This is a genomic window from Prosthecobacter fluviatilis, assembly GCF_042655725.1.
Classification (GTDB): domain Bacteria; phylum Verrucomicrobiota; class Verrucomicrobiia; order Verrucomicrobiales; family Verrucomicrobiaceae; genus Prosthecobacter; species Prosthecobacter fluviatilis.
In genome coordinates this window covers 1-19,351 of record NZ_JBHSMQ010000009.1, presented here as the reverse complement: position 1 = coordinate 19,351, position 19,351 = coordinate 1, and the positions used below count along the sequence as shown (strand labels likewise).

General features: G+C 65.6%; 15 protein-coding genes. 3 read left to right on the top strand and 12 right to left on the bottom strand.

Features of this window, described 5'->3' with window-relative positions; translation table 11 throughout:
- Positions 1-900: 900 nt before the first annotated feature.
- From ACFQDI_RS20180 to ACFQDI_RS20165, 4 genes are all read right to left on the bottom strand, one after another.
- Positions 901-1,188: a hypothetical protein gene (locus ACFQDI_RS20180; RefSeq protein WP_377170237.1), complete on the bottom strand. Its 288-nt coding sequence runs from the start codon at positions 1,186-1,188 to the stop codon at positions 901-903.
- 187 nt (positions 1,189-1,375) lie between these two features.
- On the bottom strand, positions 1,376-2,224 hold the full coding sequence (locus tag ACFQDI_RS20175) for a hypothetical protein (RefSeq protein ID WP_377170235.1): 849 nt from the start codon (positions 2,222-2,224) through the stop codon (positions 1,376-1,378).
- A 230-nt stretch (positions 2,225-2,454) separates the two neighbouring features.
- Positions 2,455-2,832: a hypothetical protein gene (locus ACFQDI_RS20170; RefSeq protein ID WP_377170233.1), complete on the bottom strand. Its 378-nt coding sequence runs from the start codon at positions 2,830-2,832 to the stop codon at positions 2,455-2,457.
- Between the two features lie 227 nt (positions 2,833-3,059).
- Positions 3,060-3,206, bottom strand: coding sequence for a hypothetical protein (locus ACFQDI_RS20165; protein WP_377170231.1), 147 nt, complete (start codon positions 3,204-3,206; stop codon positions 3,060-3,062).
- A gap of 338 nt (positions 3,207-3,544) precedes the next feature.
- On the opposite strand from ACFQDI_RS20165, the gene ACFQDI_RS20160 reads away from it, so the two are divergent.
- Positions 3,545-5,482 carry a peptidoglycan D,D-transpeptidase FtsI family protein gene (locus tag ACFQDI_RS20160; RefSeq protein ID WP_377170229.1) on the top strand — a complete coding sequence of 646 codons (1,938 nt, stop codon included), beginning with the start codon at positions 3,545-3,547 and terminating at the stop codon, positions 5,480-5,482.
- Positions 5,483-5,502: 20 nt separating this feature from the next.
- Positions 5,503-7,569, top strand: a complete 2,067-nt coding sequence (locus ACFQDI_RS20155; RefSeq protein ID WP_377170226.1) for a transglycosylase domain-containing protein — start codon at positions 5,503-5,505, stop codon at positions 7,567-7,569.
- Positions 7,570-8,116: 547 nt separating this feature from the next.
- Here the strand turns inward: ACFQDI_RS20155 and ACFQDI_RS20150 are convergent.
- From ACFQDI_RS20150 to ACFQDI_RS20125, 6 genes are all read right to left on the bottom strand, one after another.
- Positions 8,117-8,602 carry a hypothetical protein gene (locus tag ACFQDI_RS20150; protein ID WP_377170224.1) on the bottom strand — a complete coding sequence of 162 codons (486 nt, stop codon included), beginning with the start codon at positions 8,600-8,602 and terminating at the stop codon, positions 8,117-8,119.
- A gap of 58 nt (positions 8,603-8,660) precedes the next feature.
- The gene (locus ACFQDI_RS20145; RefSeq protein ID WP_377170222.1) at positions 8,661-9,449 is read right to left on the bottom strand and encodes a hypothetical protein; all 789 of its coding nucleotides are present in this window, start codon (positions 9,447-9,449) and stop codon (positions 8,661-8,663) included.
- Positions 9,450-9,475: 26 nt separating this feature from the next.
- The gene (locus ACFQDI_RS20140) at positions 9,476-12,610 is read right to left on the bottom strand and encodes an efflux RND transporter permease subunit (RefSeq protein WP_377170220.1); all 3,135 of its coding nucleotides are present in this window, start codon (positions 12,608-12,610) and stop codon (positions 9,476-9,478) included.
- A gap of 3 nt (positions 12,611-12,613) precedes the next feature.
- On the bottom strand, positions 12,614-13,738 hold the full coding sequence (locus ACFQDI_RS20135) for an efflux RND transporter periplasmic adaptor subunit (RefSeq protein WP_377170218.1): 1,125 nt from the start codon (positions 13,736-13,738) through the stop codon (positions 12,614-12,616).
- 14 nt (positions 13,739-13,752) lie between these two features.
- Complete coding sequence (locus ACFQDI_RS20130) at positions 13,753-14,970, bottom strand: TolC family protein (protein WP_377170216.1); 1,218 nt, start codon at positions 14,968-14,970, stop codon at positions 13,753-13,755.
- A gap of 117 nt (positions 14,971-15,087) precedes the next feature.
- Positions 15,088-15,540: a hypothetical protein gene (locus tag ACFQDI_RS20125; protein WP_377170214.1), complete on the bottom strand. Its 453-nt coding sequence runs from the start codon at positions 15,538-15,540 to the stop codon at positions 15,088-15,090.
- Positions 15,541-15,804: 264 nt separating this feature from the next.
- On the opposite strand from ACFQDI_RS20125, the gene ACFQDI_RS20120 reads away from it, so the two are divergent.
- Positions 15,805-17,937 carry a hypothetical protein gene (locus tag ACFQDI_RS20120; protein WP_377170212.1) on the top strand — a complete coding sequence of 711 codons (2,133 nt, stop codon included), beginning with the start codon at positions 15,805-15,807 and terminating at the stop codon, positions 17,935-17,937.
- Between the two features lie 24 nt (positions 17,938-17,961).
- Here the strand turns inward: ACFQDI_RS20120 and ACFQDI_RS20115 are convergent, their stop codons facing one another.
- Both ACFQDI_RS20115 and ACFQDI_RS20110 read right to left on the bottom strand, forming a co-directional pair.
- Positions 17,962-18,435 (bottom strand): hypothetical protein, encoded by a 474-nt coding sequence (locus tag ACFQDI_RS20115; RefSeq protein WP_377170210.1) that lies wholly within the window; start codon positions 18,433-18,435, stop codon positions 17,962-17,964.
- Positions 18,436-18,784: 349 nt separating this feature from the next.
- Positions 18,785-19,249, bottom strand: coding sequence for a hypothetical protein (locus tag ACFQDI_RS20110; RefSeq protein WP_377170208.1), 465 nt, complete (start codon positions 19,247-19,249; stop codon positions 18,785-18,787).
- Between the last annotated feature and the right edge of the window lie 102 nt (positions 19,250-19,351).

Below are 19,351 nucleotides of genomic sequence, written 5' to 3'. Positions count from 1 at the left end.
GCGGCAGACTTTGCGGAGCGTGGTGGGATCAAGATGATCCCACTCCGCCAGAACTCCGCCCCCGCCAGCCTCCGGCGGAGAGGGATCGTCCCGATCCCTCACGCACTCGTACCGTCCAGCGCACCCGCGTCATCCGACGGACAGTTTTCCGCTGCACCATACGGCAGACTTTGCGGAGCGTGGTGGGATCAAGATGATCCCACTCCGCCAGAGCCTCCGCCCCCGCCAGCCTCCGGCGGAGAGGGATCGTCCCGATCCCTCACGCACTCGCACCGTCCAGCGCACCCGCGTCATCCGACGGACAGTTTTCCGCTGTACCATGCGGCAGACTTTGCGGAGCGTGGTGGGATCAAGATGATCCCACTCCGCCAGAGCCTCCGCACACGCCCTCCGGCGGAGAGGGATCGTCCCGATCCCTCACGCACTCGCACCGTCCAGCGCGCCCGCGTCATCCGACGGACAGTTTTCCGTTGCACCATGCGGCAGACTTTGCGCAGCCTAGTGCTACGACGCTGGTCCCACTCCGCCAGAGCCTCCGCACACGCCCTCCGGCGGAGAGGGATCGTCCCGATCCCTCACGCATTCGCACCGTCCAGCGCGCCCGCGTCATCCGACGGACAGTTTTCCGCTGCACCATGCGGCAGACTTCGCGCAGCCTAGTGCTACGACGCTGGTCCCACTCCGCCAGAGCCTCCGCACACGCCCTCCGGCGGAGAGGGATCGTCCCGATCCCTCACGCATTCGCACCGTCCAGCGCGCCCGCGTCATCCGACGGACAGTTTTCCGCTGCACCATGCGGCAGACTTCGCGCAGCCTAGTGCTACGACGCTGGTCCCACTCCGCCAGAGCAGGGGGGGCGCATGACCTGAGCGGCATGGCACCTGCACACCACGCCACCCCTCACCAAAGCATCGGCGCCTTCACCTGGGGCGTGCGGAAGGCCAGCAGCTCCTTCAGCGACACCGTGCCCGCGCAGAAGTCCCAGCCCAGCCCCAGCGCCGCGATCTGGCTGGGCGAGATGTGCGCCTGGCGCAGCTCCTGTGTGCGGTCCACATCAAAGCAGCCCGCGCGCACGTAGGCCGCCGCATCCCCCGGGGAGAACCCCGCCTGCAGCCACTGGCGTGCGGCGACTTCATTTCCTTCGATGGCAGCAGCCATATCGGCAAGATCACGGAAGCTCAGACTCATGCACCCTCTTTAGCACAGTTAAAAAACTGTTCAAATAAACAGTTGTTTAAAAATCACCCGCTACCCACCATTTGCCCCCGCACCCTTCAAAAAAACACCCGGCAGGGAGCCCCTCCCCGCCGGGCATTTTCCAACCCAATCAAATAACACACACTTACTTGCAGCTGCTGGCCCGACTCGCGGCAGGTCAGCAGCACTCACAGCAATCATGGCATTCTTCCACCGGCGGCGCTTCAGGTGCAGGCTGCGTATTGGTGGAGCCTGCGCTGTTCGTGCCGATGAAAGTCGAGTTCACATTGGACGGGTCGTCCTGGCGATGGCGGTCCTTCAGCGGCTTGTCTCCGCCGAAGTAGATGCGCAGCCCGCCCAGCAGGTGCGCGTAGCCGTTTTCGCCCACGCCCCCGTCCACATACACGGCCGTGCCCTTCAGCGGCGTCTGCCACTCCACATGCGCCATGTAAAAGTTGTGGTTAAAGCGGCTCTGGTACTCCAGGCGGATCATCAGATCATCCACCGGATACACCGCCGCATACAGGCGTGCCGCCACAAAGCTCTGGTGCGTCGCCAGCCCGGGAAAGGTCGTCGCCACATGCGAGTCGTAGTTGTCATACCCCGCCACCGCGCCCAGCGTCAGCTGCTTGAAGTAGTACTCGCCCTCCGCGCCCACGATCACATCCGTAAACTTCTGGCTCGTCATCCCGCTGAACACCAGGCCGATCAGCCCCTTGCCCGGATCACGCGCAAAGAAGTGCGTGCCCACGCCAAAGATGTTGGTCGAAAACCCATGCTGGTACAGCCCGTCCAGCTGCGCCCCAAAGCGCTGCCCCAGCGGCAGCGAAAACGTGCCCGCCACCCCGCGCGTGGAGCTGCGGTTGATCGCCCCATAGTTCGCGTCCAGCTTGCCATTGATGGCAGACACCGCAGGCTCAGACGCCGCCGCAGCGATGCCAGGTGCAGGCTCGCCCGCACAAAGCGGTGACACAGAGGTGGCGGCCAGCACCGCGAGCAGGGGGAGAGTATGGAAAGGTTTCATCATCGTGGTATGAGGCCCCAAACATCCAGTCATTCCTCTGTCTGGCAACTAGGCCGTGCTTTAAAAATCCTAAGTCAATCTTTAGCCGAGTTTAGTCAGCTCCCGTCGATGCCCTGAAATGGGCAGGCCGAAACCTGCGCAGACAGGCCTGCCTAGGCAGGGCAGGGGAGCCCTGTGCCACCGCCCCGCCTGCAAACACACCCTCAACCCGCCGTAAAGGAACGGCCCTCCGCTCACTGCGCCAGCATCATCCCCAACGCACTCACCAGCAGCAGCGCTCCCACCGCAAGGCACCAGCCGGACATCCGCCGGTACCGCCTCAGCTTGCCCAGGTACTCCGCGCACCCCGCAAAAGGCTCCTCATCCACAGCCGCCCATTTGTCATAGAGTCCGCTGCGCACAAAGCCCGTCATGAAGCCGACACGCGTCCCGTGCGGCACCCAGAAAAAGCCGCACGGCTTTCCCAGCTTCATCCACTCATCCTCAGACTCCGCCCACACCTGGCGCAGCAGACGGTCAAACGCCACAAAGCTCAGCACCGTGAAAACACCGCCCACGAACAGCGACGCAAACGCTGAGACAAAGACGATGGTAAACACAAGATCAGGCATGAGGCCCTCCGCCTTACCCCGGCCATTCCGCGCGGTCAATATAACGCTGCGCATTCACCGCCCGCGCAAACGCCCCACAGACGCACCTTTCCCTGCTCAGTTCAGCAGCCCATCTCATCCGAAATCATGGCGGAGGTCCATGAATAATTCATCGGGCGGCAGAGCAAAGATCGGGAGGCACCGCCACATGCAGCGTCATCTCTGCCGCATTCTTTGTCGGTTGATTCTTATCCCCCCAGCAGCCACTCCAGCGCCTCCGCCTCCTCCGCCTCCTCCGCAAACACGCCCGTCACCATCCCCGCATTCGCCGCCACCGTCACGCCAAAGCGCCCGGGGTCGGCAGGCTGCCCCCAGACCCCCGCGTGAGCTCTCACGGCATCGAACGCCCCCAGGCATCCTACGAAGCCCAACCCCCGGAGGATAGCCGTCCCGGCTGTCCGAGGGAGACAGGCTTCCAGCCTGTCCTTGCCCGCCACACCGGCTCACGTGCTCAGCGCCGCCGCCTCAACGATCGGCTCTCATGGTGTTTCAGACATGTCCCGCGTCCCACCCACCGCCACACGCGCATCAGACCACGCCTCACCACCCCAAATTTGAACTCCCGCCCGCTTCACCGCGTCCAATGCCGTTTCAGAGACGATCCTTCACGCGCAGGCCGGTTTTGTTGGCGGTCCGCGCGCGTTCGCGATATTCTCCCTCTCAAATTCCCCCCGTGATTTCCTCCCCGCCGCCGTCTGCCCCATCCCCCAGGCACCTGCGCCGCCGCTGCATCCTCGCAGCCCTCGGCCTCGCGCTTTCCGCAGCCCAGGCGCAGGAGCCCCCTGCAGGCTTCGTGCCCGGCACCGGCTCCCGCTCTGACGTCAAGCCCTTCTACTTCGCCATCCCCGCGCCTCGCGGGCAGATCCTTGACCGCAAAGGCCGCCCCCTCGCGCAAAACACCACCGTGCGCCGCCTCCAGTTCACCGTGCCCGCAGACCAGCGCAGCACCCTGGAGACCTACACCGCCTGGCTGCAGAAGGAGATCGACGCCACCAAGGCCGACCTCCCCATGGCCCGCATGCCCGACGCCGACACCCTGAAGCGCCACTACGAGAGCCGCCGCGAGCTCCCCGTCACCGTCAGCGACGCCTTCCCCCAGGACCTCGCCATCGATCCCCAGAAGCACCCGCGCGCCACCCTCCGCACCGAGTACCTCCGCCACTACCCGCACGGCGGCCTTGCCGCGCACATCCTCGGCTACATCTCCGCAGACGGCCCGCCCCCCGCAGGCCCCATCCTCCGCAATGAACCCCTCTGGCAGCGCACGAAGGGCGCCACCGGCCTCGAGGCCGCCTATAACAAGCAGCTCACCGGCACCGATGGCACACTCTGCCTCATGATGGCAGACGCTGGTAGCGTCGCCTACCAGCAGGTCTTCACCCCGCCCGCCGCCGGGCGCGACGTCGTCACCACCCTCAATCTCGAGACGCAGCGCCTCGCAGAGAGCGCCCTCGCCCAGTCAAAGCACCGCTGCGCCATGGTCATCGTGGACGCCTACACCGGAGACATCCGCGCCATGGCCAGCCTCCCGCACTACGACCCCGGCGCCTTCGCCGGCGGCATCTCCTCCACCGACTTCACAGCCCTCGCCCAGGACATCGACGGCCCCCTCTTTGACCGCGCCCTGCTCGGCACCTACCCCCCCGGCTCCATCTTCAAGCCCATCGTCGTCATGGCCGGGCTCCGCGCCGGCACCGTCGGCGCCCAGCAGGAGTTTGAGTGCGGCCCCTCCCTCATGATCGACGGCCGCGAGTTCGACAACTGGTCCAAGGACGACCACGGCTGGTTCAATGCCCGCGCCGCCCTCATCCGCTCCTGCAACACCTACTTCTACCAGTCCGCCATGGTCACCCGGGACCGCCCCATCCTCTACATGGCGCACGAGTTTGGCCTCGGCAGCGCCCCCGTGTTCCCGCTCAAGACCGCCCCCGGAAACCTCCCCCAGACCGCCCCGTCCAATCACGACCTCGCCAATCTCTCCATCGGCCAGGGCGTCACTGAGACCTCCCCCCTCCAGATGGCCATGGTCATGGCCACCCTAGCCAACGGCTCCTGCCGCCCCCGCCCGCGCCTCGTCTCCCACACCCAGTCCCAGAGCGGCCGCCTCGGAGACGTCAGCATGCCCTGCCGGGACGCCCTCATCCCCGTCAGCCAGATGGACCTCGAAACCGTGCGCAGCGGCATGTTTGGCGTCGTCAATCACGCCCGTGGCACCGGCAAGGCCGCCCGACTCAAAAAAGTCGCCGTCTTTGGCAAGACCGGCACCGCCCAGTGGGTGCTGCGCGGCGCCAAGGCCAACGTCGTCTGGTTCGCCGGCTTTGTGGACACCAATCCCCCCCTCGCCTTCACCGTCATGGTCGAGGGAGATGCAGGGCAGGGCGGCCTCTCCGGCGGCGGCACCGCAGCCCCCGTCATCGCCAAAGTCCTCCGCGACATCGAAGACCGCCCCGCCGCCCACGACGTCAAGTTCACCCCTGACACCGTCCCCGAGGAAAACGACCCCCTCACCCCCGAGCTCATCCAGCCCCCGCCCGGCTACTACGGCGGCCCCCCTCGCTACCGCGACGACGCCCCCGGCATCGGCGGCTTCTTCCAGCGCCTCTTCCGCTAAACAAAATCTTCTCCCCCCGCATGCTTCCCCTCCGCCGCCTTCTCCTCACCCTCAGCACCCTCGGCCGCCGCCTCCCGCGCTGGCTGCGCTGGGTCGGCGGCACCTGCCTCATCCTCGCGCTTCTCGGCCTCAGCGCCTTCGCCCTCGTCTGGCGTCATTACTCCGCCCTCGCCGCCACCTTCGACATGGCCGCGCTCAACCGCGGCCAGAATGAAACCCTCATCATCGGCGCCAAAGGCGAGCCCATCGGCAGCGCCAGCGACATCGAGCGCGAGCTCATCACCCTCACAGACGTCCCCATCACCCTCGTCCAGGCCGTCATCGCCACCGAGGACGCCCGCTTCTTCTCCCACCCTGGCTTCGACATCATCGGCCTCAGCCGCGCCGCCGTCGCCAACTTCACCGCCAAAGGCATCCGCCAGGGCGGCAGCACCATCACCCAGCAGCTCGCCCGCAATGCCTTCGGCCTCCAGGGCCGCAGCTACGAGCGCAAGATCACCGAAATCTTCCTCGCCATGCGCATCGAGCGCGAATGCACCAAGGAGCAGATCCTCACCCACTACCTGAACCGCATCTACCTCGGCACCGGCTGCAGCGGCGTCGGTGCCGCCGCCCGCTGCTACTTTGGCAAAGACGTCCGCGACCTCTCCCTCGTCGAGTCCGCCACGCTCGCTGGCATCATCAAAGCCCCCGTCGCCTTCTCCCCCATCACCCAGCCCGCCCTCGCCAAACAGAAGCGCGACCTCACCCTCCAGCGCATGGCCGAGACCCGCAGCATCACCCAGGCAGAGGCCACCGCCGCCCGCGCCCAGCCCCTCGTCGTCCGGCATGACAAAAACCGCGTCCGCACCGGCTACATGCTCGCCGCCGCCCGTGCCGAATTCCAGCGCCTCGGCCTCAAGCCCGGCACCCCGCCGGAGATGACCATGACCCTCCGCCTCGACTGGCAGCACAAGCTGGACGCCCTCGTCCGCAAACACCTCGAAACCCTCGCCCCCAAGGACAAAGCCCTCCAGGGAGCCGTCATCGTCCTCGACAACACCACCGGCGCCATCCTCGCCATGCAGGGCGGGCGCGACTTCACCACCAGCCCCTTCAACCGCGCCCTCGACGGCATCCGCCCCCCCGGCACCGCCTTCCTCCCCCTCGTTTACGCCGCCGCCCTCACCGCCCAGCCAGACCTCACCGACGCCTCCCAGATCGACGGCCCCCTCGACAACAAGCAGGCCATGATCGGCGGCTTGGTCGGCACCCTCGGCGAATGGGGCGCAGAGGGCGAGCCCGTCGCCTACACCGGCGGCACCATCACCCCCAGGCAGTCTCTGCTGGAGGGCCGCACCGCCGCCACCGTCCGCCTCGGCTACCAGGTCGGTCTCGATCCCCTCCGCGCCGCCCTCAACCGCTGCGCCTTCACCACCCCGCTGCGCACCGAGGCCGCCTTCACCCTCGGCCAGAGCCCCCTCCGCCTCATCGAAGTCGCCCACGCCTTCACCGCCATCGCCAACGACGGCCGCACCTGCTCCGCCCCCCACCTCCTCGTCGGTCCCACCGTCCGCAGCACCGAAGTCTTCGCCCCCTCCGCCGTCGCCCATGTGCGCGACACCCTCATCACCGGCATGGAGCGCCCCGAATACCGCAAGCCCCTCGTCGCCCACGGCCTCGCCAACAAAAGCATCGCCGGCTATGGCGGCATCACCTACGACCGCACCGACGCCTGGTTCATCGGCTCCGACCGCGAGCGCACCTGCCTCGTGTGGATCGGGCACGACAAAGACACCCCCATCAGCGCCACCACCACCGCCTCCACCGCCGCGCTTCCCCTGTGGGCCGCCGTCTTCGCCATGGTCACCGAGGGCAAGCCCAAAGGCTGGGACGGCAAAGCCCCCGCCTCCCAGCTCCTCGCCACACCACCGCGTGCCCTCTTTGTGGAGGGGGAAGCCCGCGTCATCCCCGTCACCCCGGTGTCCACCGTCGTCCTCGGCAAAGACCCCTACCAAAGCACCACCGCCCCCGGCGGCGCTCCGAAAGCCATCCCCGTCCCCCGCGAAGACGACGCCGTCCCCAAGGCCATTCCCGTGCCCCAGTAGTCTCCCATCCAGCGCCCCGCCAAGCCGCACCTCCCATATGGACTGCGGTCGCGAAGGGAGGCACGACCGCAGCTACCGCTTTGGCCGTGCTCGGTGGCTCCGCCTGCCAGCACATACCCGGGAGCGGCAGCCGGTGACGCTCTCGCCAGCCCCAGCTCCCACGCCCGCCGTGAACCCTCGAAAGCGGCAGCTCCGATGCAGGCTTGCGCCGTGCATCTGCGCGACCGCATTGATTCGCTACGCTCACCCTACGGGCAGCCTGCGGCTGTCTACCTCCGCTGCGCTTCGGTTCCAAAAGCGCCCCGCAAGCTCGCCTCCCATATGGACTGCGGTCGCGGAGCGAAGAATGAGCGCAGCTACCGCTTTGGCCGTGCTCGGTGGCTCCCGCCTACCAGCACATACCCTAGTGCGGCAGCCGGTGACACCCTCGCCAGCCCCATCACCCCACGCCCGATGTGAGCCCCTCGAAAGCGGCACCTCCACTCCATCCTCCCCCTGCAGCCCCACCCCTCACCGGGGCAGGGGGCCTCTCTCTCCTCTCTCCGGCCTACTTGCCCTTCTTCTCCTCCTCAGCGCCGTGTGCGCAGGTGCAGGCGTACTCCTTGTTCTTGCAGGTCGGGCAGGAGTCCAGGTTCAGGTGAAACTTCTCGTTCACCGGCTTCGCTCCCTCCTTGGCGCGGATCTGCACCACGGTCGGGTAGTCGTTGCCGGCGGGGATGGTTTTGTCGCTGATCAGCTTGTCGCCCTCCTTGGTGAAGCTCAGCTTCGTCGGCGCGGAGCGCTCGCCCAGCGTCACAGTCACGATCTGCTCTCCGGGCGGCACGACCTTGTTGTCATCATCGACAAAGCGGATCTCCACCTTGTTCTCCTTGTTCACAAAGAACTCCGCATGCGGCTCCACCTCGGTGATGAGGCGTCCGCCCGTGGGCCCGTCTTTGATTTTTCCGTGGTCATGCTTGTCTTCGGCGGCGTTGACCGTGCAGGCGAGGGCAAGCGCGAGAGCGGCAAGGATGGTGATCAGCTGGGTTTTCATGGGTGCGTTATGTTGGGTTGTGGTAGGTTGTGTTAGGTTGCTTGCAGGTGGTTGAGAATCATTTCTTGAGCGTGGCATTGGCGACTTCATCGGGGTAGAGGGCCTTGAGCTTCTTCAGCACGGTGCCGATGCCTTCCAGCGCCGGGGCGGCGGTGTCGAGCTTCCGGGCCGCGCTGGCCTCGCGGACGTCCGCGAGCTGTTTCACCAGCCTGTCCACCAGCGTCTGTGCGGCGGCCTGACTGTCTCCGGACTGCGCAGGGAGGGCTCTGGCGAGTTTGGGATAGGCCCGGGTGACTTCGTCCAGAGCCTCGTACTTCTTTTCGGCCACGCCCTCGGTCAGCTCGGACTGGTGCTGGTTGATCTCCGCCCAGATGCCTGCGGCGGTCGCGGGCACTTCGATGTTCTCACCGCTGTGGGCGTTGACGCTGTTGTCGAGGTACTTCGGCCTGCCGGATTCCGCAGGGGCGGGGTCGTAGTTCAGGCGGACGGTGATGGGCTTGGCCCCGGCGGTTTCCTTGATCTGGATCACCATCACATAGGGCGCGCCGTCCGGCATTTTGTCGGTGAGAAATTTCGCGCCCTGCTTTTCCAGCGCGAGCTTTTTCAGCGCGGTGCGCGGGCCTGCGGTGACGGTGAGAGTCTGCTCCCCGTTGGAGATGGGCCGGCGGTCCTTGTCCAAAAGGGCGATCTCGGCGCGGCCCTCCGGGTTGACGAGCACCTCCACATTCGGCGTGACCGGTGAGTCCACATAGAGGACGCGCCCGCCATCGGGGCCGAGCGTGACGGCTTCGTGCGCGGCGGCCATGCTGGCGATGAGGGCCAGGACGGTGATGAGCTGGTTTTTCATGGGCTGGTCTGGTAGGGTTGAAAAAATCAGAGTGCTGCGGGAGCGCGGCTGCGCAGGGCGGCTGCCGAGGCCCGGCGGCCAAAGAGGTAGAAGGCGGCCGGTGTGACCATGAGGTCGAGAAAGGTGCTGCTGACGAGGCCTCCCGCGATCACCACGGCCACCGGATGCAGGATTTCCTTTCCAGGCTCGTGGGCGGCCAGCAGCAGGGGAATGAGCGCGATGCCCGCGCTCAGCGCCGTCATCAGCACCGGCACCAGCCGCTCCAGCGTTCCCCGCACGATCATGCCCGGGCTGAAGCTCTCCCCCTCATGCGCCATCAGGTGCAGGTAGTGGCTGATCATCATGATGCCATTGCGCGCCGCCACGCCGCCCACCGCGATGAAGCCCACGATGGTGGCGATGCTGATGTTGTTGATCAGCAGCCACGTCAGCGCCAGCCCGCCCATGAGCGCGAGCGGAATGTTCACCATCACCTGCAGCGCCAGCGAGAGGCTGCGGAAGTAGCCGTAGAGCAGGATGGTGATGGCGAGCAGCACGAGCGCGAAGTAAAAGGCGATGCGCTTTGCCGCCGCCTGCTGCGCCTGGAACTCGCCCTCAAAGCGCAGGAAGTAGCCTTCCGGAAGCTTCACCTTCTCCCTCACGGCGGCCTCCCACTGCCCCACGAGAGACTCCAGGTCGCGCACGGAGGTGTTGGCGCCGATGACGATGCGGCGCTGGGTGTTTTCACGATTGATGACGTTGGGGCCCTTGCCCTCCCGGATGTCCGCCACCAGCTTCAGGGGGATGCGCATGCCGCTGTCATTTTCAATGAGCAGATCGCCGAGCTTCTCAGGGGAGTCCCGCCAGTCTTCGGGCAGGCGGAGCACCAGATCCACCGTGCGCTGGCCTTCGCGCAGTTCCGTCATGGTTTTGCCGCCGAGCAGCGTGGACACCTGCTCATTGAGCGCCCCGGGCTGCACGCCGTAGGCGATGGCGCGCTCCCGGTTCACCTCGATCTTGATCTGCGGAATGGGCACCTGCGCTTCGAGGATGACATCGGTCAGGCCGGGCACCGTTTTGGCCACGTCGCGCACCTGCGCACCTTTCTCCCGCAGCACGCCCAGGTCGGGGCCAAAGATTTTCACCGCGATCTTTGCGGACACGCCGCTGAGCATGTGGGAGAGGCGGTGGCCGATGGGCTGGCCCACATTCAGGAAGGTTCCGGGGATGGCCTTGAGCTGCTCGCGGATCACCGCAAAGACCTCCTCACGCGGCCTGCCGCCTTCCTTGAACTCCACGTCAAATTCATTCACGCTGACGGGCATCACATGGTCGTCACGCTCCGCGCGTCCGGCCCGGCGGCCCACGCTCTTCACCTCCGGGATGCCCTGCAGCAGCCGCACGCCCACTTCGCCGATCTCATTGGACTGCGCCAGCGAGGTCCCCGGCGCGCTGGCCAGAGAGATGGTGGCGCTGCCTTCGTTGAAGGCTGGTAGAAACTCTTTTCCCATGATGGGATACAGCATCAGCGCGGCGATCAGCAGCACGCCCGCCGCCGCGATGATCAGCAGGGGCGCGCCCAGCGCCGCCTTGAGAAAGGTGCGCTGCACGATCCACTTCATCCCCCGCACCAGAAAGCCGTCCCGGTGCGGCCGGCCGGAGGGCTTGGAACTCAGCAGCAGGGAGCACAGCACCGGAATGACCGTGAGGGAGACCACAAACGACGCCGCCATGCTGGTGATGGTGGCGATGGCGATGGGCGTGAAAAGGCGGCCCTCCAGCCCTTCCAGGCCGAGCAGGGGCAGGAAGACCAGGATGATCAGCACCGTGGCGTAGAGGATGGAGTTGCGCACCTCCCCCGAGGCCGTGGCGATCACGTCCAGAAACGGCTTCGGCGCCTGGGCGGAGGCGTTCTCCTTCAGGCGGCGGTACACGTTCTCCACATCCACGATGGCGTCGTCCACCACCATGCCGATGGCCACGGCCAGGCCCCCCAGCGTCATGGAATTGACGCTGATGCCGAAGACCTTGAAGGTGAGAATGGTCACGGCAAAGGACAGCGGCATGGCCATCAGCGTGATGGCGGTGGTGCGCAGGTTCAGCAAAAAGATGAAGAGGATCACGGCCACCATGATGGCGCCGTCGCGGATGGCCTCCCGGAGATTGCCGATGGCATGCTCGATGAAGTCCCCCTGGCGGAACATGATCTCCACGCTCACCCCCTCCGGCAGCGTGGGGCGGAACTCCTTGAGCGCGTCCTCGATCTTGCGCGAGAGCTTGAGCGTGTCAAAGCCGGGCGCTTTGTCGATGCTGAGGATCACGCCCATCGTGCCGTTCACGCTGGCGTCTCCGCGCATCGTCTGCACGGCATGGCGCACTTCCGCCACGTCGCTGATCAGCACGGGGCGGCTGCCCACGGTCTTGATCACGGTGCGGGAGAGATCTTCCAGTCGCGTGGTCATGCCGAGGTTGCGCACCATGATTTCACGCGGGCCGGCCTGGAGGTAGCCGCTGGTGGAGTTCCCGGCGGCACGGCTCACGGCGGCCTCGATCTCTGCGAAGGTGATGCCAAAGGCCGCGAGGCGGTAGGGATTGGGCTGCACGTGGATTTGCTTCACCCCGCCGCCGATGGTCAGCACCTCCGCGATGCCGCTGATGCTCTGCAGGCGGCGGCGCAGCGTCCAGTCTGCGAGCGTGCGCAGATCCATGGGCGGGATGTAGCCCGGTTCGCCGGGTTTTTTATCGCAGCGCATGCCCACGAGCAGGATCTCCCCCATGAGGGAGGAGACCGGCGTCATGCCCGGCGTTGCGTCCTTGGGCAGCGTGGCCAGCACATTCTGCATGCGCTCCTGCACAAGCTGGCGCGCGCGGTAGATGTCCGTGCCCCAGGCAAACTCCGCAAAGATGAGCGAGAGCCCCACGTCCGAATTCGAGCGCAGGCGGTCCAGTCCGCCCACTCCCTGCACCGCGCTTTCCAGCGGCTGGGTGACGAGTGTCTCCACCTCCTCCGGCGCGAGGCCGGGCGCCTCGGTGAGGATGGTGACGGTGGGCTTCGTCATGTCTGGCAGCACCTCCACCGGCAGCTGCAGCAGCGTCTGCCAGCCAAACACCAGCACAAACAGCGCTGCCATGAGCATCAGCGGCCGGTTGTGCAGAGAGAAACGGATGAGCTTGTTGAGCATGGGTCAGAGGGCGGCGGGATTCCGTTTCTGGAGAATGCTGAGAATGAGCAGCACCAGCAGCAGGGCGCTGGTGGCGGCAAAAAAGGTGGTGGCCTGTGTCCAGCCTTTCGCATGCGCGTGGTCGTCTCCGTCTTCATGGTCGTGCTGCTTCTGCAGGTCCTCCGCGCTCAGCTCGCTGCCGTCCTCCGCATGGGGGTGCCCATGGGCGGCGTCCATGGCCTCCTTCAGGCTGACGCTGCCCTTGCCCGCAAAGCCCAGGGCATAGGCTCCGCGCGTCACCACTTCATCTCCGGGAAGCAGCCCCTCCTTCACCTCCACAAACTGGTCGTTCTGCGCGCCGACAACGACGGGGCTTTTCAGGAAGGCGTTTTTCAGCTCGTAGTCTTTGATGTACACAAAGCGCTCCGCCACATCTCCCTGCACGGCGGTACGGGGGATGGACATCACGCCCTCGCGCTTGCTCACGACGATGTTGAACTCCGCCTTCATCCCGGGCCTCAGAAGCTTCTGCGGATTGGCCACGTGAAACGCCGCCTCGATCGTGCCGGTGGCTTCGTCCGCCTCCGCGGCGATGTGTTCCAGCCGCGCTTCAAACACCTTGTCTGGCAGCGAGGGCACGCGGATGTGCGCGGTCTGCCCCTTGGCCAGTTTCCCCGCAAAATGCTGCGGCACATGCGCATTGGCCTCGATGATGCTGAGGTCCACGATCTCCACCAGCGCATCATCCGGGGAAAGCGGCTGCCCTTGGGCGATCTGAACCTTGGACACCAGCCCGCTGATCGGGGCCTCCAGTTTCACCACGGGCGGCGGATCTCCGGGCTGGCGGCTTTCCACCCAGGCCACTTCGTCCCCCTGCCTCACCTCCTGGTGTGGAATGACCAGCACCGAGTACGCGCGGCCCGGGATGCGGCTGCTGACAATGGCTTTTTTACCCGGCAGCACTTCGATCGCGCCCAGGGCAAAGACGGTGTCCTCAAACGTGGTCTCTTCGGCTTCGGTGTATTCGAGCTGCAGATTCGCCACGGCAGCGGGGTCCAGGATGATGAGGTTGTCCGCACGGCCGGAGTCCGCCGCGCGAAGAAAAAGGGCTGGCAGCACCAGCAGGAGGGAAAGGAAAAAGCGCTTCATGGAAAGGGGGGGAATCAGTGGCTGTGGGTGCCGACGGCGGCCTCGTAGCGGATCCGCGCCAGGTGGAAATCCCGCAGCGCATCCAGCGTGGAGGATTCAAGCTGCAGCCGCTGGTCGCGCGAGCGCAGCACGGACTGCAGCTCCGCCTGCCCGGACTCGTAGGCCTTCTCCATCGCCTCCATCTGCTGCGCCGCCAGCGGCAGCAGGTCCTCTCGCGCCTCGCGCACGATCGAGGCGTTCGTCTCCATCTCCTTGCGCGCCGTGCCGGACTCACTGTTGATCTGCATCGCCAGCGCGTCACGCTCCAGGCGCGCGCGATCCGCAGTGGCGGTTTTCTCCGCGATGGCGCCCTGGTTGCGGTTCCAAAACGGCAGCGGCAGTGAAAAGCGGAAGCCCGCGTAGCCCGTGTACACGCGCCCCGTTCCTGGCACATCCTGCATTTCATTCGAGGCGAAGAGGCCCATCTTCACATCCTGCAGACGGTTGGCGCGCGCTAGGCTTTTGTCGGTCTCGGCGGCGATGATCTTCGTCTGCGCCAGCCGGTAGTCCGGCCGCACTGTCCACGTCGTCACCTTCGGCAGCACCATGGGCGGCAGGTCGCCGGAGATCGTCAGGCTGTCCTCCGCATTCAGCCCCAGCATGGGCTTGAGCTGCCCCAGCAGGCTCACGCTCTGCGCCTCCAGCAGGCGGCTCTCCACCCGCAGCCGCTGCGAGTCCAGCCGCACCTGCTTCGCATCCAGCGGCGAGACCTCGCCCGCCTTTGCGCGCCCGTCGGCAAAGTCCGCCAGCTTTTGCGCCAGCTCCGTCTGCTGCTGCCGCAGATCCTTCTGCCGCGTCAGCGTCAGCAGCCGCACCACCTGCTGCTGTGCCTCGGCGATGAGCTTGCGCTCCACATCCCGCACCTCCAGTTCAGCGGCCTGCACGAGCTGGGAGGTGAGCTGCTTCTCCAGGCTCAGACGCCGGGTCAGGGGAAAGGACTGGTCAAAGGAGAACACGCCCGTCCTCGGGCTCACATGGCTCTGGTTTTGAAAATCGTAATTGAAGGAAGGATTGCTCAGCCGTCCCGCGCCGAGCTGCCGGCCCTGCGCCTCCGCGATGGTCAGGCGCGCCGCTTTCAGCGCAGGATTGTGGGTGCGCACTCGTGGCGCGATCTCTCCCAGAGACAGGGTCAAAGCCGGGGCGCTGCTGGCAAAGGCGCCAAGCAGCAGGGTAAGAAGCAAAGTGGATTTCATGAAGGCAGAAAAGTTTGAGAGCACAGGCGTGGACCAGCCATGCCTGAAGGATGGGGGGAAGCATCAGCATCACAGCCCGTCGGCCATCCGTCTTGGGATGGCAGGCTGTGCCCGCTCTCACATTCTCAAAGCCACCGCATGCGTCAGCACCTGCGGCCACGGTCGCTGCACGGCCTGTCCCGTGTCTGGTCGCGCCTCGGCAGCCATGCTGTGCGCATCAGGCAGCAGCAGTGGCGAGCCCCATTCTTCCAGCACCACAGTGACAATCTTCAGCACCGGGGCGGAAAAGGCCAGCCCTGGCGACACACTCGCGCGCAGGCTTTCGCTCAGCGCCTCGTGCTCATGGCTGTCTCCCTCACGATGATCCTCGCCACCATGGCAGGGCTCCGCAGCCTCATGCTCGTGCTCATGGCAGGCTGCGGAGTGCGGGCCGTGGCAGTGTTCCTCCAGCGTCACCGTCTCCACACCGCCGCAGTCGCACACAAAGCCCCGGCCCATGCCAAACACCTGCGCCGAAACGAGGGCCGCAAGGACCATCGCAGATAGGAGGTGTGTGATCAGACGAGGCATGGCAGTCGTGCTAAGATGCAAAACGCGGCCGTTTGTTTCAAACTTTTTCAGGGAAAATTCGCACCGCCACCGCCTGCAGGTCCTTTTCCCTCCCGCGCTGGCGGGCGGGCGCTTGCCCAGGCACGCAGGGCAGGGGGGGACTTCCTGCCCCGGCCTCCCGCCCTTGTCCTGCACGCCATTCGCAGCACAAAATCCTGCTGGATTCAAATGAACCCGCCAGATAGACTGCGTCACAAATCTACGAACATTACGGGAGTCAAAATCATGCATTCACTCAAAAACACCTCCCAGGTGTCGTTCCTGCGCCACCGCACCCCCGTCCTCATCGGCTGCCTGCTCGCCCTCCTTCTCGGCCATGTCCGGGCAGACCCAGTGCCGCCGGAACCGGAAAATTTCCACCAAGGCGTCCTCCGCGCCTGGGTCTCCCGTGGCAGCGGCATGGGCAACGTGCCCCGCAGCGAGGGCGACCGCTTCGCCCTCGGTGACGTCCTCGTCGTCGAGGTCAAAAACTTCAACGGCTGGCTCATCGGCCAGGCGGACAACCTTCATTTTGTCGATGAAGACCTCGCCAAAAGCACCTCGGAAAAAGCACGCTCCATCATCCTCAACGGCTACCTCAAGCGCGCCGCAGACGCCAACCTCATCATCCGCGAGGCCTCCCTCGGCGTCCTGACAGACTCACGCGTCAATGAATACGTGGGGCAGGGGGCCCTCACCGCAGACGATGCCAGGGTGCTCGCAGACATCCGCGCCAAAAACGACCAGCTCCGCGCCGCAGACGCCCAGCTCGTCGGCCCCCCGGATCCACGGGATTTTGGCCGTCTCCCCCTCGCCCCCGGCAGGCACGAGATCCCCGCAGAAGCCGTCGTGGCAGACGTGCTCAAGCTCCCCAGCTTCAAAAACCTCCTCCCCCTGCTCGCCTCCTCCACCGCAGAGCAGCAGGTCTCCGTGCTTGAGCAGGAGGTGCCTCAGCTCATCAAGCGCATGCTGAGAAAAAAAGCCGCCGAGCTCCGCCTCCGCATCAATGACCTCGACCTCAAAAACGTCGCCCCCACCAATCCCGATGAAGAGGCCCAGACCAAGGTCGAGCGCAGGCCCGCCACCGACTATGACGACTACTTCTGGTATCGTTTCCCCATCGTCGAAAACGAAGAAAACACCGCCGTCTGGCAGCAGCTCAGAAAGCGCATCCTCATGAACGACAGCGTCCAGCTTACCCTGAACTGCCCCTTTGCAGACCGCTCCTTTCTCCTCCCCACCGCCATCAGGTACGTCGCCTCAGACACCCAGCCCCTTCCGGGCATGAGCATCCTCAGGCTCGTCGTCATCGACGGCACGCTCTTCTCCATCGCGCTCCTGCTCATGGTCGTCTGCCTCGCGCTCTTCTTTGTCAGCGCCAGCCGCACAGACCTCATCCGCGACACCTTGGGCGACCTCCGCGCAGACGGCATCCCGCCCTACAGCCTCGCCCGTTCGCAGATGGCCTTCTGGTTCATCCTCGTCATCGGCTCCTTCCTCTTTCTCTTCATCTCGCTGAACAAGGTGCCCGTGCTCAACAACACCTGCCTCTGGCTCATCGGCATCGGCGCAGGCACCGCCCTCGGCGCCGCAGTCATCACCGAAGACCGCAGCCGCAGCGGCGGCGGCCTCAATGCCCGCCCCTTCAAGCGCCTCCCCACCGAAGGCCGCGCCGCCTTCATCCGCAGGCTCGACTCCGAAGTCGCCACCCAGCAGACCGCACTCACCGTGGACAAGGACGAGCTCCTGCGCCAGATCAGCGACCTCCGGCAGACCATCGGCGAAAAGAAGCAGGCCCTCTCCGCAGCCCAGTCCACAGACCTGCCAGCGCTGAACCGCGCCATCCTCAGGCTCGAGGCCGACATCGCAGCCAGACAGGCGGAGCACGACACCGCCGCAGAGGCAAACCGCCCCGCCATCAGTCGCGACATCGCCGACATGCACCTGCGGCACACCACCCAGCTCAACAAGGACCTCCCTGAACTCGAAGAAAAGATCAGGACGCTCCAGGCGGAGATCGTCACACTCCAGGCACGCTCCGCGCAGTCGCAGAAAACCCTCCAGCTCGCCCAGAAGGCAGACTCCCCCGACTTCGTCGAAAACCTCACCAGGCTCAAGGAGCAGCAGGCCGACTGCGCACGCATGAGCGGCAGCCCCGTCATGCGCCTGCTCGACGACTGGATGACCGAGGAAGGCCGCTACAGCTTTCACCGTTACCAGATGCTCATCTGGACGCTCGTCCTCGGCGTCGTCTTTGTCGTCACCGTGGCCAAGAGCCGCTCACTGCCCGTGTTTGACGACACCCTCCTCGCCCTGCTCGGCATCTCCAACGGCACCTACCTCGGCTTCCGCCTCCCGGCCGCCGCCAAAAAAGAGTAGCACCCGCCTCACCCCCCTGTCTCCTCACTCAGAGCCAGAGCCGGCCGCAGGTGAGGCCGCCGCCGCGTTGCCGCGCCGTGCAAAGACCGCAGGCTTGAAAGTCGTCACCCACACAGGCGCACCCCAGGACGAAGGGTGGTGCGAGGTGTAGCGCACCGTCCGCTCCTTCAGCCGCGTCCCCGGCGCCGGGTGCGGCACCTCCATGTCATGGTAGAGGTACTCATACGACCCATGCGGCGAGGCCACCCGGTCATAGTAGCCCATCCCGCCCGGGCGGGCCATGCTGTAGGGGTAAAAGCCGCTCCGCTCATACGGCGCACCGTAGGGCCGCAGCTCGCTCACATACGCCGGCGTGCCAAAGGCCGGAGACGCCAGCTTGGAGTTCGTCGCCGTCGTCACCGCGGGCAGCGTGCGCTTGAAAAGATTGCCCGTGCAGGAAGTCGCCACACCGCACACCGCCGCCAGCACACACAGGGAAAGAAGAGAGGGAGTTTTCATAGAGGCATCAGGGAAAGTGAAAAATCTCAAACCAGCCACCGCAGCATAACCACCCGCAGCCCGCTTGTCTCTCATATAAATTCACTCCCCCCGCCCGCCAGTTGCGCCCACCGCGCAGAAAAATCAGCCCCCACCTTGCACCCGGCCCAGGCCCGCCGCACCCAGGGCAGGGGAGCCCCTCCCCGCCGCACGCCCGTAGCCCCCGCAAATCCCCAGCCTCAACTGCCGCCTTTGCTCCGGCGTCACCAGCGTCGAAACGCCGATCCCGATCAGTCGCAGGCAAACATGCCAGCCAACACAGCAAACATGCCACCAGGCAAATAGTGAGCATGATGAAGGCAAACCCATCCTACCCCACGGCTCCCACGCGAAGCTGCCGCAGCGTGTAGAAAGCCCCCTCACACTCCGCCATTCGCCGTGCCCCTTTCTTCCTCTTCGGGCCAAACTGCTCCCGCTGCGCCTCGAAGACACCTTCCACAAACTCCCGGCTGCCCAACACCACGCCGTCGGTGAAATAACGCACCCGCAGCCGCACCAGTTCCGCCGGGCTCAGCCTGCCTTTCTCAGCCAGCACCGCTCGTGCCGACTCCACGCTCACGCCGCGCTGCACCACCTTCTCGTTCTGCGCGTCCTTCACCTCCCGTCCCTCCGCATGCAGCAGGCAGCGATACGCCTCCGCCGCTCCCGCGCTTCTCCACCCGTCCACCGGCTTGCCTTGCGCCTTGCACAACCCACGCTGCGCCCTGCGGCTCCCTCCCAGCGCCTCCGCATAGCCGCACCAGCGATAGTCTGCAGATTGAAACCCAAAGTGCACCTGGGCTGGTTTTTGGAATTAGATGGGTTTGAGCAGGAAAGGCAAGAGGGAATGAGGTGATTGAAAGCCGAGTGTTTTGCGTGGTCGGAAGTTAAGTTGGTT

Coding starts and splice junctions, on each gene's coding strand:
- ACFQDI_RS20180 (WP_377170237.1), bottom strand. CDS start 1,188: ATGAGTCTGAGCTTCCGTGATCTTGCCGATATGGCTGCTGCCATCGAA.
- ACFQDI_RS20175 (WP_377170235.1), bottom strand. CDS start 2,224: ATGATGAAACCTTTCCATACTCTCCCCCTGCTCGCGGTGCTGGCCGCC.
- ACFQDI_RS20170 (WP_377170233.1), bottom strand. CDS start 2,832: ATGCCTGATCTTGTGTTTACCATCGTCTTTGTCTCAGCGTTTGCGTCG.
- ACFQDI_RS20155 (WP_377170226.1), top strand. CDS start 5,503: ATGCTTCCCCTCCGCCGCCTTCTCCTCACCCTCAGCACCCTCGGCCGC.
- ACFQDI_RS20150 (WP_377170224.1), bottom strand. CDS start 8,602: ATGAAAACCCAGCTGATCACCATCCTTGCCGCTCTCGCGCTTGCCCTC.
- ACFQDI_RS20145 (WP_377170222.1), bottom strand. CDS start 9,449: ATGAAAAACCAGCTCATCACCGTCCTGGCCCTCATCGCCAGCATGGCC.
- ACFQDI_RS20140 (WP_377170220.1), bottom strand. CDS start 12,610: ATGCTCAACAAGCTCATCCGTTTCTCTCTGCACAACCGGCCGCTGATG.
- ACFQDI_RS20135 (WP_377170218.1), bottom strand. CDS start 13,738: ATGAAGCGCTTTTTCCTTTCCCTCCTGCTGGTGCTGCCAGCCCTTTTT.
- ACFQDI_RS20130 (WP_377170216.1), bottom strand. CDS start 14,970: ATGAAATCCACTTTGCTTCTTACCCTGCTGCTTGGCGCCTTTGCCAGC.
- ACFQDI_RS20125 (WP_377170214.1), bottom strand. CDS start 15,540: ATGCCTCGTCTGATCACACACCTCCTATCTGCGATGGTCCTTGCGGCC.
- ACFQDI_RS20120 (WP_377170212.1), top strand. CDS start 15,805: ATGCATTCACTCAAAAACACCTCCCAGGTGTCGTTCCTGCGCCACCGC.
- ACFQDI_RS20115 (WP_377170210.1), bottom strand. CDS start 18,435: ATGAAAACTCCCTCTCTTCTTTCCCTGTGTGTGCTGGCGGCGGTGTGC.